Here is a 12,486-nt window from a genome sequence, read left to right on the forward strand (position 1 = left end):
GCGTTGAGATCTGCGGCTCGCTCACGATCGCCGCCGGCAAGGTACCCTGCTTCGCGGGTCCTGGGGTCAGTTGACCTGGATGGTCATGTGGCCCTTCTTGGTGTCCTGCGTCAGGACCTTGATGGTGGTGCCGGTGCCACCGACCTTCACCGAGTTACCCGGGTTGGCCTCGTCCCAGTACGCGTCCGGATCGGTGTCGTCGAACGTCGACACCGGCGGCTTCTTGCTCCTGACCAGCGTCGACAGCTCGGTCTCCGACACCTCGCGCTGCAGCGAGAGCGGGTCCGTCCGCTGCAGGCCGAACGTGGCATCGAACGACTGGATCCGGGGGCGGGCGATCGTGCCGTCCGACCACTTCATGGACTCCGGCTGCGCGTCGACCGGGAGCGCCTGGCCGTGGCCCGGGTGCTGCGACACGTTGTTGTCGCCGTACCGGCTGTTCACGTACCAGATCAGCAGGCCGTCCTGGTAGCGGTAGTGCTCCACCCGGCTGCTGTTGCTGAAGGTCCAGCCGAAGTTGTACGGGCCTTCCCTCAGCGTCACGTCGTAGCCACCGTACACACGGTTCTCGGCGACGTAGTAGTGCGAGAACTTGACCTCGTAGGTCCCGTCGGCGCCCACCGTCTGGAATCCGTCGACCGTCCAGTCGGCAGCGTCCTCGAAGTCCTCGGTCAGCGCGGTGCCCACGGCGACGTCGTCCACCATGAAGCCCTTCTCAGTGGTGCTACCGTCGGTCGAGTAGCGGAACCGGACCGACGCCGCCTGGCCGGCGTACGCGGAGAGGTCTGCCGTCAGGTCGACCCAGGCGCCGTCCGAGCTGCCGGTGATGCCGTTACCGGGATTGCTGCCGTTCGGGTCCTCGTTCGTCGAGAGGTTGGTCGGCACGGACGTCCACGAGCCGCCGCCGTCCGTGGAGACCTCCGCGAACGCGTAATCGAAGTCCGCCTCGATGGCGTACTGGACCTTGGCGGCGAGCGAGCCACCCGCCGGTACAGTGAACGACGGCGACGCGATCGTGCTGTTCAGGCCGTCAGCCTTGCCGGAGTAGACGAACTGGCCGTCGAACGGCGCCACCTCCACGTCCTCGTTCGCGACGCCCTCCGGCAGGTTCACGATCACAGCCTGCTCACGCGTCGTGGCGTGGTACGACGGGCCGAGCTTGACCCGCGCCCGCTCGCCGGGCTCGACGGTCTCGTGGTCGAGCCAACCCAGGAACAGCTTCTCGGTGGCGCCCATGTGGTCGGGCGTGGTGCCGATGGTGCCGTCACCGTGGCCCATCCACGAGCCGTTGCTCATGATGTTCCAGAACCCGGTGCCGTTCTCGCCGCCTTCGGTGTCGTAGTAGTCCGGCAGGCCGAGGTCGTGGCCGAACTCGTGCGCGAACACACCGAGGCCGCCGTTTTCCGGCTCCGTGGTGTAGTCGCGGATCCAGAGGTCGGAGTCGCCGATCTTGATGCCGCCGACCTTCTCGAAGCCGGCAGGGCCGTCCGTGCCGAAGCCGTCCTGGTTCACCGCCCAGCGGTGCGACCAGATCGCCGACCTGGGTGCGCCTGCCTCCTCGCCCTCACCGGCGTGGATCGCCTGGAAGTGGTCGATGTAGCCGTCCGGCTCCGACGTGATGCCGTCGCCGTCCAGGTCATAGCGGTCCCAGACGTCGAACGAATTGAGGTACGCGTCGATCTCCCCGGCGGTCTTGCCCGCGGCGACCTGCTGCTCGTACCAGGCATCAGCGGTGTCCTGGATGAACCGCGTCATGTCCTCGCCGGACTCGGTGGTGCCGTAGGACGCGGTGTTGTGCGGCACCGTGACCCAGTCGGACACGTCGCCCTGCAGGTCGAACCGGCCCGACGACATCTCGTCGTACAGGTCGTGGAACGACTCCCCGCCCTGGTCCTCCAGGCCGGTGAAGAACATCTCCTTGTAGTGCTCGCTGGAGAAGTCGGGCTCCCAGTAGGTGGAGTTGTCGCTCCGTACCGGCTCCGGGATCTCGTTGTGCACCGGGCCTGCCGGGGCGTCCGGGTAGCGCTCGTCGGCGTCGTCGCCAAAGTCCACGAGGATGCTGAAGAGCTGCGCCGTCTCCTCGACGCCGTACTCCACATACTCACGCGGCGAGATCTCCACGACCTTCGACGCGCGAGCGCCCTTGCCGCGGATCTCGACCTTGGCCTCGCCAGTGGCGACCAGGTCGACCGCGCGCTGCTTCTTCTGGGTCTGCTTCTCCGCGAGCAGGTCAGGACGGTTGTCCTCCTTCGCGGGCGCCACCTGCTGCGGCACCTCCTCGGCAGGGGACGCTGCCGAGGCGGTGATCGGTACGACGACTGCGGAGAGCAGCAGAGCGGCTCCCGCGCCGACAGCACAGATTCGTTGGTTCATATTTCCTCCGTGATGAGTTGCGGCGTCCGGGACGAGGAGGCAATTCGGGTCGCGGACCTGCGGGACACCTTTGTCCATGGAGGAGGTAACCAGGGAAATATTACGACAATGTTGCCTGGGACACACGATTGGGCCACGGTCCGCGTCTGGACCTGATGCATCGAATCGGTCCGACGCCGCGTAGGTTGGTCGCCGTCCGCCGGGCCCGTTCGTCGTCCGGGTGCACCCACGCCCGCCGAGCAGCCGGAGTACAGCATGACCTCGAGCAGACCTGTCGCCGCCGCGCGCTTCGCCGCGCCCCCGGTGGACCAGCGCCGGGCGGTCATCGCCCTCTTCGCGCTCTCCACGAGCGCGTTCACGTTCGTCACCGCGGAGAACCTGCCGGGTGGCCTGCTCACCCTCATCGCCCCTGACCTGGGCCGCAGCACGTCGGAGATCGGGCTGCTGGTCAGCGCCTACGCCGCCGTCGTCGTCCTCGCGTCGCTGCCGCTCTCACGTCTCACACGCCGGTTCCCGCGCCGCTACGTGCTCGCGGCGACCACCGCGGTGTGCACGGTCGGGACGCTGTGGTCGGCGGTGGCCCTCGGCTACGCCGACCTGATGGCCGCTCGCATGGTCACGGCGCTCGGTCAGGCGCTGTTCTGGTCGGTGGTGACGCCGGCGGCGGCGAGCCTGTTCGCACCCGCCGTCCGCGGCAAGATGATCGCGCGGCTCGCCATCGGCAACTCGCTCGCACCGCTGCTCGGCGTGCCGCTCGGCACCTGGGTGGGTCAGCAGACGAGCTGGCGCACCGCCTTCCTGACGTTCTCCGTGGTGAGTCTCCTCGCGTGCGTCGCGATGGTCATCGCCATGCCGAACGTCGACGCCGAGGAGAGCGGCACGGCCCGCGGCACGCACCCCAGCACACGCCGCTTCGTCGTGCTCATGGTGGTCACGGTGCTGCTGGTGACCGGCGGGTTCATGATGATCACGTTCGTCACCCAGTTCGTGCTGGAGACGGCAGGGTTCGCCGACCGGTACCTGAGCGTGCTGCTGCTGGGCCAGGGCGTCGCGGGCATGGCGGGGACGCTGCTGACCGGCCAGGTGCTCGACAAGCGGCCGTGGCAGACGATGCTCGTCGCGCTCGGCCTGCTGACCGGGTCGCTGGTGCTCCTGTGGGGCCTCGGGCACGTCCCGGCGCTCGCCCTGGTCGGGCTTGCCCTGTTCGGTCTCGCGTTCAGCGCGCTCCCGCCCGCCCTGTCGTTCCTGTCCATGCAGGTCGCCCCGGGCGCCACCGAGTCGGCGACCGCGATATCGAGCTCAGTGTTCAACCTCGGGATCGGCGGCGGGGCGGCGCTCGGGGCACTGGTCGTCGCCACCGTCGGAGTCAGCACGGTGCCCCTGGTAGGAGCGGTGTTCGTGCTGGCCGCACTTGCGGTGGTCGCGACGGACCTGCGGCTGACGGCGCGAGACGCCGCGTCCTGACCGAGTACTACTCCGCTACACCCTTGAGGCTGCCAGTGACCGGCTCCTCAGAGCTGACTACGCACTGCAGGGTGCGGTCGTCGAGCTGGTCCCAGGTGTCCTGGGTCGGGAAGAGTCCGGTGTACCCGTACACCGACTCGTCGTAGGACAGGCCGACGAACTTCTCGAACTCGGCGTAGCACCACTCGTCGAACTTCTTCTCCACGGCCTCGGCGCCCGGGAACTCGTTGCCCTCCATGATCAGCTCGGCGTAGACCTCACCGGTGTGCGGCTCGGCGCAGGGCACCACCGGCACCGACTCGACCTCGAACTCCTCACCCGCGGAGGAGTCGCCATAGCCTTTGAGCGCCAGCAGGTCTATGCAGTCGCCCTTCAGGATCTCGAAGGCGTCCGCCTCGGCGGAAGCCGTGATCTCGCCGCCGGGCTCGTCGCGCGGGGCGTCACCGCCCGACGTGATCTCGTCCAGGAGCGCTCCGCAGCCAGTGAGCATCGTGAGGGACACGGTCACGGCGGCGGTGGCGGCGGCGAAGCGGAAAACTCGGTTCATCGACTCTTCCTCAAGAAGCTGCGCGACGGCGAGCGCCGTCGCCGCGCGGCCGAAATGGCCGCCCCGGAAAACTACCGTTATGTACCCCCTGTGCAGGGCTGTTCATACGCAGTTCACCCGGTCGAACCGACTCGGCCCTACGGTGGCTGACGCGGACCACCCGCACAGATCCCTCGTGCAGGACCCTCATGCACGGCAACCGTGACATCGCGGAGCACGGCACCCGAAGAAGGAGCAGTCATGCGAGCCAGTACCCCCGTGCGCCTGACCAGCGCCGCCGCGGCAGCGGCACTGCTGGCCGGCGCGTTTCTCGCCTCGGCGGGCACAGCGTCGGCAGGCACGGCCACCGTTGGTGCGCCCACGGCCGGCGCGGACCGGTCGAGCGCCGGCCACCCCGGCGTCGGCCACCGGACCCTGCGCGCCGCCACCTACAACCTGTCGCTCAACCGGGCGACGGAGGGTGAGCTCGTCGCCGACCTGTCCACCGGTGACGACGCCCAGGCGGCGACGGTCGCCGAGGTCATCCAGCACGCGAATCCCGACGTCGTGCTGCTCAACGAGTTCGACTACTCGGGCGACGCCGACCCGTACGCCGCGGCGGACCTGTTCCGCGAGAACTACCTCGAGGTGCCGCAGGGCACCGGCAAGCCGGTCGAGTACCCGTACGCGTTCGTGGCGCCGTCGAACACGGGGATCCCGAGCGGGTTCGACCTGAACAACAACGGGACCGTGGGCGGTGGCGACGACGCCTTCGGCTTCGGCCTGTTCCCGGGGCAGTACGGCATGCTCGTGCTGTCCAAGTACCCCATCCAGCACAACCGGGTGCGTACGTTCCAGGACTTCAAGTGGCAGGACATGCCGGGCGCGCTCCTGCCGGACGACCCGGCCACCGCCGCACCCGCCGACTGGTACTCGGCCGAGGAGCTCGCGGTGCTGCCGCTCTCGAGCAAGTCCCACTGGGACGTCCCGGTGCGGGTCGGCCGCGAGACGGTGCACGTACTGGCCGCGCACCCGACCCCGCCGTCGTTCGACGGCGCAGAGGACCGCAACGGGCTGCGCAACCACGACGAGATCCGGTTCTGGGCCGACTACGTGCGCGGTGGCCGTGCCGCCAGCTACCAGTACGACGACGAGGGCTGCCGCGGCGGGCTGCGTCCCGGCTCGTCGTTCGTGATCGTCGGCGACTACAACGCCGACCCCGTCGACGGCGACTCCGTCGACTCGGCGATCGACCAGCTGCTGCGCCACCCGCGGATCACGGACCCGCAGGCGACGTCGGCGGGCGGGCCCGAGGCCTCCGCTCTGCAGGCCGGAGCGAACCTCGCGCACCAGGGCAACCCGGCGTTCGACACCGCCGACTTCGCCGACACGACGCCCGGCAACCTGCGCGTGGACTACGTGCTGCCCTCACGTGACCTGCGCGTCCGGGACGCCGGCGTCTTCTGGCCGGTAGCCGCCGACCCGCTGTCGCGGCTCACGGGCGTCTACCCGTTCCCGAGCAGCGACCACCGCCTCACCTGGACCGACCTGAGGCTCTGACCTCGTGAGTGCGGGATATTTGTCCTTCCAGGCCCGTCTGGAGGGCGGATATCCCGCACTCAACGATGCGCGCGCGGATACGCTTGCGCGGTGCCTGATGCCCTGACTCCTTCAGAGACCGCCCCCTCTACCGCAGAGTCCCCCCTGACGGCGCGCCGCCCGATCGAGCGCACCTTCCACGGCGACACCTTCACCGACGACTACGAGTGGCTGCGCCGCAAGGACGACCCGGACGTCGTCGCACACCTGGAGGCGCAGAACGCCTGGACGCTCGCCCAGCAGGAGCACCTCGCGCCGCTGCGGCAGACCCTGTTCGACGAGATCAAGGGCCGTACCCTCGAGACGGACCTCTCCGTTCCGTCGCGCGACGGTGACTGGTGGTACTACGCCCGCACGGTCGAGGGCCAGCAGTACCCGATCCACGCGCGCTACCGCGCCGCGGGACCGGACGACTGGACGCCCCGCGTGCTCGAGCCCGGCCAGCCGGTCCCCGGCGAGCAGCTGCTGCTGGACCAGAACGTCCAGGCCGAGGGCCACGACTTCTTCGCGCTCGGTTCGCTCGACGTGTCCGACGACGGCGCCCGGCTGCTCCACGCCACCGACACCGCCGGCGACGAGCGTTACACGCTGCGCGTCCGCGACCTGGCGACCGGCGAGGACCTCCTGGACGAGGTGCGGGAGACCGCTCCGGGCGCCATGTTCGCGCCCGACGGCGAGCACATCTTCTACCTCACCGTCGACGACGCCTGGCGGCCGTGGCGGGTGTGGCGGCACCGGCTCGGCACGCCGGCGTCCGACGACGTGCTCGTGTTCGAGGAGCCCGACGAGCGCTACTGGGTGGGTGTCGGTCTTTCCCGGTCGAAGAAGTATCTCCAGATCGAGCTCGGCTCGAAGGTGACGAGCGAGTCGTGGCTGCTGGAGTCCGACGACCCGACCGGCGACTTCCGCGTGGTGTGGCCGCGCCGCGAGGGCGTGGAGTACACGGTCGAGCACGCGGTGCTGCCCGCCTCGATGGTCGAGCCCTCTTCCCTGTCCGAGCCTCCCTCGCTCATCGACGCGCCCGCGCCGGACGCGCCCTCGCTGGTCGAGCCCGTCGAGCCCGTCGAGACCCGCGACGTCCTCCTGATCCTGCACAACAAGGACGCGCTGAACTTCGAGCTGGTCAGCTCACCGGTTCCCGCGCCCGGCGACACTGTGACGCCGGACGTGGCGACCGTCGTCGTGCCGCACGACCCGGACGTGCGGCTGGAGGGTGTGAGCGCGAGCGAGCGCTACCTGGTGCTCTACTACCGCCGCGGGGCGATCTCCCGCTCGGCGGTCCTGTCGTTGGTCGAGCCCGTCGGCACCTCGCAGGCCGAGCCCGTCGAGCCCCCCCGGCTCGCGACGCCCCAGGCCACGTGGAGCTTCCAGGAGATCTCGTTCGGCCAGCCGCTGGAGTCGGTCGGCGCGGGCGTGGGTGTGTGGGAGCAGCCCAACCTCAAGGTCGGCTACACGTCGTTCGTCACGCCCTCGTCGCTCTACCTGTACGACGTCGCCTCGGGCGAGCGCGTCCTGCTCAAGCAGCAGCCGGTGCTCGGCGGCTACGACCCCGGCGACTACGACCAGCGCCGCGAGTGGGCGACTGCCGAGGACGGGACCCGCATCCCGATCTCCCTGGTCTGGCGCAAGGACACTGTGCGGTTCTCGACCACCGAGGCGGGCGCGCCCGCCGAGCCCGCACCCCTCCTCCTGTACGGGTACGGCGCGTACGAGTCCTCGATCGACCCGTACTTCTCGATTCCGCGCCTGAGCCTGCTCGACCGCGGCGTCGTCTTCGCGATCGCCCACGTGCGAGGCGGCGGCGAGATGGGCCGCGCCTGGTACGACGACGGCAAGCTGAAGGCCAAGCGCAACACGTTCACCGACTTCGTGGCCTGCGGCCGGCATCTCGCCGACACCGGCTGGACGGCGTCCGACCGCATGGTGGCCGACGGCGGCAGCGCGGGCGGGCTGCTCGTCGGAGCGGCCACCAACCTGGCCCCCGAGCTGTTCGCGGGAGTGCTGGCCGGTGTGCCGTTCGTGGATGCGCTGACGTCGATGCTCGACCCGACGCTCCCCCTGACCGTCACCGAGTGGGACGAGTGGGGCGATCCCCTGCACGACCCCGAGGTGTACGCGTACATGCGCTCGTACACGCCGTACGAGAACGTGGCCGACGACGCCTCGCACTACCCCCGGATCCTCGCCACCACCAGCTTCAACGACACCCGCGTGCTGTACGTCGAGCCGGCGAAGTGGGTGGCCCGGCTGCAGGCGGCGGGCGCGCCGGCGATGCTGAAGATCGAGATGTCGGCGGGGCACGGCGGCGTCTCGGGGCGGTACTCGGCGTGGGAGCAGATCGCGTTCGAGCACGCGTGGGTCCTGAACGTGCTGAACCTGGCCGACCACTGACCGAAGGCAGTCGGGTCACTCAGAGGGCCGCCTTCGCAGCCACTACCCGGGCCGCCGCCGCGTCCACCTTCGCGGCGAAGTCCGGGTCGTCCCGCGCCGCCTTGATCAGCGCGTCCACCATCGCGGGGGCGACCGACGGCCGTGCCGAGGCGAGCACCAGGTCCACCCCTGCGTCCACCGCACGGACCGCACGCTCTCCCGCCGGCACGCTCGCGACCTGCACCGCCGCCGACAGATCGTCCGAGATGATGACGCCGTCGAACCCGAGCTCGCGCACCAGGCCCACCACGGTGGGGCTGAACACAGCGGGGGCGTCGGGATCGATCCGCGAGTAGATCGCCGACGACATCATGACCAGCCCGGACCCCGCCTCGATACCCGCGTCGAACACGGCGACCGACGGAGCGTCCGGGCCCGTGACCGTGTCGGTCACCCCCGCAGTGTCGTCGGTGTTGCCCGCGACCCGGCCCAGCCCGGGGAAGTGCTTGATCGACGTCTGGACGCCCGCATCGCGCTGGCCCTGCGCGAACGCGTTGCCGTGCGTGATGACGGACTCCGCGGTGTATCCGTAGTTCCGCCCGAAGAACCCGATGGGCGCGTTCGACTCCGCTGCGGCCTGCGGCACGAGGTCCAGCACCGGCGCCAGGTTGAGGTTCACGCCCGCGGCGGCGAGCTCATCACCCCAGACCTCGGACCGCTTCCGCAGCTCGGTCGCCGCGAGCGTCGCCTGGTCGAGCGCGCTCGGGATGTCACTGAAACCAGGGCCGCGGAGCACCTGCACGGCGCCGCCCTCCTGGTCGGTGGCCACGAAGAGGGGCTCCCGTTCCCGGGCCGCCGCGTCGATCGCGGCGTCCACCAGGTTCTTCACCGGCTGCCGGCCCGCCTTGGTGCGGCCGTGCAGGAACACGCCGCCGATCTGGCCGTCGCGGAGCATGTCGAACGTCGGCTGGAACGGGCCGGCGACCGGCAGCCCGACCATGAGGATCTGGCCGACCTTCTCCTCCAGGGTCCAGCCGTCCACCAGCGACAGGTCGGGCTCGCCCGGTGTCGGCTCCGGTGCGGGCCGCGCGCTTGGCGTCGGCCGCTTCGTCGGCGTCGGCAGTGCCGTCGGCGTGGCACTGGTCGTCGGCTCCCCCGGCGACGCACCGCTCGGCGCACCGCTCGGCTGCGCGTCCGACTGGGCGGGTCCGGGGAGCGACGTCGGATCGGGATCCCCCGTCAGGCCGGAGCAGCCGGCAGTCAGGACCGCCAGCGTGAGAACCGCGGCGACGGCGACGGCGCGCGGGCGAAAAAGGGTCATGGCCCTCAGTCTCACCCCATCGCGGGCGGCGCGTGCGGTGACGGCCCGGACCGGTCCGCTCAGACCGTGGCGACGAGCGCCCGTACGAACCCATCGACGTCCGCCTCCGTGGTGTCCCACGAGCACATCCAGCGGACCTCTACCCGGTCCGCCGTCTCGCCAGGAGCCCAGTCGTAGAACCGCGCGTGGGCGCGCAGCCGGTCGGCCGCCGCGCGGGGCAGCGTCGCGAACACGACGTTCGCGTCGGTGGGGCAGGTGATGCGAACCGTCTCGGTGAGCCCCGCCGCCTCGATACCCGCACGCAGGCGCGCGGCCATCGCGTTCGAGTGCGCGGCGTTCCGCAGCCACAGCGGCGCGCCCTCCCCCGTGCCCGACGTCGGCGTGCCTGGCTCGCCGAGCAGCGCCAGGAGCTGCGCCGACACGAACCGGGTCTTGGACGCGAGCTGCATCGTGGCCTTGCGCAGGTACGGGACGGCCTCGCCAAGGTCCGCCGATGCGCCGGCCGCGCCGCCGTCGTCGGACAGCACCACCACCGCCTCGCCCAGCATGCCGCCGTTCTTCGCGGCCCCGAAGGACAGGACGTCGACGCCGACGTCGGTGGTGATCTCCCGCAGCCCGACGCCGAGCGTCGCCGCCGCGTTCGCGAGGCGTGACCCGTCGACGTGCACGCGCAGGCCTGCCGCGTGGGCGGTGTCGGTGAGGAGCTTCAGGTCGGGAGGCGAGTAGACCGTGCCGAGCTCGGTGACCTGGGTGAGGCTCAGGACCGCGGGCTGAGCGCGGTGGACGTTGCCGAGGTCGCCGGCGTAGCGGTCCACGGCGTCGGGCCCGATGCGGCCCGCCACGCTCGGCGCGGCCAGGATCTTGAGGCCGCTGACGCGCTCCGGGGCGCCGTTCTCGTCCGTGTGGACGTGTGCGACGTCGCTCGCGATCACGGCGCCCCAGCGCGGGGCTGCGACCATGAGGCTGATGACGTTCGCACCGGTCCCGTTGAGCACGGGGAAGATTCGGGAGCGCTCGCCGAACACCTCGACCGCCCGGTCCTGGAGGCGGGCGGACACGGGATCGTCGCCGTAGGACACGGCGGGACCGTCGTTCGCCGCGACGATCGCGGCCATGACCTCGGGGTGGACGGGGGCGTAGTTGTCAGAGGCGAACTGCTGCACCCGGCCATTCTCCTCCCGCCCGATGCCGAGGCAGACCTCGCCAGAGGTCTACCTCGGCACAGGGGATCAGGAGGCCTTGTCGACGTCCTCCGCCAGCGTGCCCAGGTACAGCGAGATCACCTTGGGGTCGGCCTGGAGCTCCCGGCCGGTTCCGGTGTGCGCGTCCTTGCCCTGGTCGAGCACGTAGCCGCGGTCGCAGATCTGCAGGCAGCGGCGCGCGTTCTGCTCCACCATCACGACGGAGACGCCCGCCTTGTTGATCATCCGTGTGCGCAGGAACGTCTCGTCCTGACGCACCGGCGACAGGCCGGCGGACGGCTCGTCGAGCAGCAGCACCGACGGGTTCATCATGAGCGCGCGGGCCATGGCGACCATCTGGCGCTCACCACCCGACATGGCGCCTGCCCGCTGCCCGCGCCGCTCGCCCAGCGTGGGGAACAGGTCGGTGATGAACTCGAACCGCTCGTCGAACGTCTTGGGCCGCAGGTACACGCCCATCCGCATGTTCTCCTCGACGGTGAGCGAGGGGAACACGTTGTTGTTCTGCGGCACGAAGCCCACACCCTGCGAGACGAGGGTGTTGGCCTTCTGGTTCGTGATGTCCTGGCCAGCCAGGGTGACGGAGCCGGAGCGCACGTTCACCAGGCCGAACAGGGACTTGAGCAGCGTCGACTTGCCGGCGCCGTTCGGGCCGATGATGCCGACGAGCTCGCCCTTGGCCACCTCGAGGTTGCACCCGTTCAGGATGTTCACGCCGGGCAGGTACCCCGCCACGATGTCGGTCGCCTTGAGCAGGGGCTCCCCCTTGGCGATCGTTGCCACGTCGCTCATCGCTTCTCCTCCTCGGCCTCGAGCCGGGCCAGCACTGCGGGGTCGAGCAGCGAGTCGTCCCCGAGGTCGGTGTCGTGGTGGGCGCCGAGGTAGGCGTCCACGACCGCCTGGTCCTGCATGACGGCGGCGGGCGGTCCCTCGGCGACGATCCTGCCCTCCGCCATGACGACCACCCAGTCCGAGATGTGCCGGACGGCGTGCATGTCGTGCTCGACGAACAGCACAGTCATGCCGTCGTCGCGCAGCGCCTGGACGTGGTGCAGCAGGGACTGCACGAGGGCGGGGTTCACGCCGGCCATGGGCTCGTCGAGCATGATCATGGTCGGGTCCGTCATCAGGGCCCTGGCCATCTCGAGCAGCTTGCGCTGGCCGCCCGAGAGCGACCCCGCGAAGTCGTCCTTCTTGGTGTCGAGCTTGAACCGCGAGAGGATCTCGAGCGCCTTCTCGGTGTTCCGCTTCTCCGTGCCGGACCACAGGGGCCTGAACAGGGAGCGGAACATGTTCTCGCCAGGGTTGTCCATCGCGGCGAGCAGCATGTTCTGCATCACCGTGAGGCGCGACAGCGCCTTGGTGAGCTGGAACGTGCGGACCATGCCGTTGCGCGCCACCTTGGCGGCGCCCATCCCGTCGAGCGACTTGCCCTCGAAGGACCAAGAGCCCTGGTTGGGCTTGTCGAACCCCGTGAGCAGGTTGAAGAACGTCGTCTTGCCCGCACCGTTGGGGCCGATCAGGGCGGTGATGACGCCCCGCTGAACCTCCAGGTGCTCGACGTCGACGGCGGTCATGCCGCCGAACCGGCGCTGCACGCCGTCGGCCATCAGGATCGTGTCCGGCTTGCT

General features: G+C 70.2%; 9 protein-coding genes. 3 read left to right on the forward strand and 6 right to left on the reverse strand.

The features are described 5' to 3' along the window. Positions 1 to 66: 66 nt before the first annotated feature. On the reverse strand, positions 67 to 2,373 hold the full coding sequence (locus AB0F70_RS24755) for an immune inhibitor A domain-containing protein (RefSeq protein WP_357454945.1): 2,307 nt from the start codon (positions 2,371 to 2,373) through the stop codon (positions 67 to 69). Between the two features lie 255 nt (positions 2,374 to 2,628). On the opposite strand from AB0F70_RS24755, the gene AB0F70_RS24760 reads away from it, so the two are divergent. Continuing rightward, positions 2,629 to 3,837, forward strand: coding sequence for an MFS transporter (locus tag AB0F70_RS24760; protein WP_357454948.1), 1,209 nt, complete (start codon positions 2,629 to 2,631; stop codon positions 3,835 to 3,837). A 7-nt stretch (positions 3,838 to 3,844) separates the two neighbouring features. On the opposite strand, the gene AB0F70_RS24765 is transcribed toward AB0F70_RS24760, so the two are convergent. Beyond that, positions 3,845 to 4,384, reverse strand: a complete 540-nt coding sequence (locus tag AB0F70_RS24765; protein ID WP_357454951.1) for a septum formation family protein — start codon at positions 4,382 to 4,384, stop codon at positions 3,845 to 3,847. Between the two features lie 240 nt (positions 4,385 to 4,624). Between AB0F70_RS24765 and AB0F70_RS24770 the strand changes: the two genes are divergently transcribed. Continuing rightward, on the forward strand, positions 4,625 to 5,923 hold the full coding sequence (locus AB0F70_RS24770; protein WP_357454955.1) for an endonuclease/exonuclease/phosphatase family protein: 1,299 nt from the start codon (positions 4,625 to 4,627) through the stop codon (positions 5,921 to 5,923). Between the two features lie 90 nt (positions 5,924 to 6,013). After that, complete coding sequence (locus AB0F70_RS24775; RefSeq protein ID WP_357454958.1) at positions 6,014 to 8,353, forward strand: S9 family peptidase; 2,340 nt, start codon at positions 6,014 to 6,016, stop codon at positions 8,351 to 8,353. A 19-nt stretch (positions 8,354 to 8,372) separates the two neighbouring features. Here AB0F70_RS24775 and AB0F70_RS24780 read toward each other — a convergent pair whose 3' ends face one another. From AB0F70_RS24780 to AB0F70_RS24795, 4 genes are all read right to left on the reverse strand, one after another. Beyond that, positions 8,373 to 9,653, reverse strand: a complete 1,281-nt coding sequence (locus AB0F70_RS24780) for a glycoside hydrolase family 3 N-terminal domain-containing protein (RefSeq protein WP_357454961.1) — start codon at positions 9,651 to 9,653, stop codon at positions 8,373 to 8,375. Positions 9,654 to 9,712: 59 nt separating this feature from the next. Beyond that, positions 9,713 to 10,816, reverse strand: a complete 1,104-nt coding sequence (locus tag AB0F70_RS24785) for a beta-eliminating lyase-related protein (protein ID WP_357454964.1) — start codon at positions 10,814 to 10,816, stop codon at positions 9,713 to 9,715. 66 nt (positions 10,817 to 10,882) lie between these two features. After that, entirely contained in the window at positions 10,883 to 11,647 is a 765-nt protein-coding gene (locus AB0F70_RS24790) for an ABC transporter ATP-binding protein (protein ID WP_357454967.1), read from the reverse strand. After that, positions 11,644 to 12,465, reverse strand: coding sequence for an ABC transporter ATP-binding protein (locus AB0F70_RS24795; protein WP_357455070.1), 822 nt, complete (start codon positions 12,463 to 12,465; stop codon positions 11,644 to 11,646). Before AB0F70_RS24795 ends, AB0F70_RS24790 begins: the two co-directional genes overlap by 4 nt. Between the last annotated feature and the right edge of the window lie 21 nt (positions 12,466 to 12,486).

Origin of the sequence: Promicromonospora sp. NPDC023805 (assembly GCF_040639635.1) — a bacterium.
Lineage (GTDB): Bacteria > Actinomycetota > Actinomycetes > Actinomycetales > Cellulomonadaceae > Promicromonospora.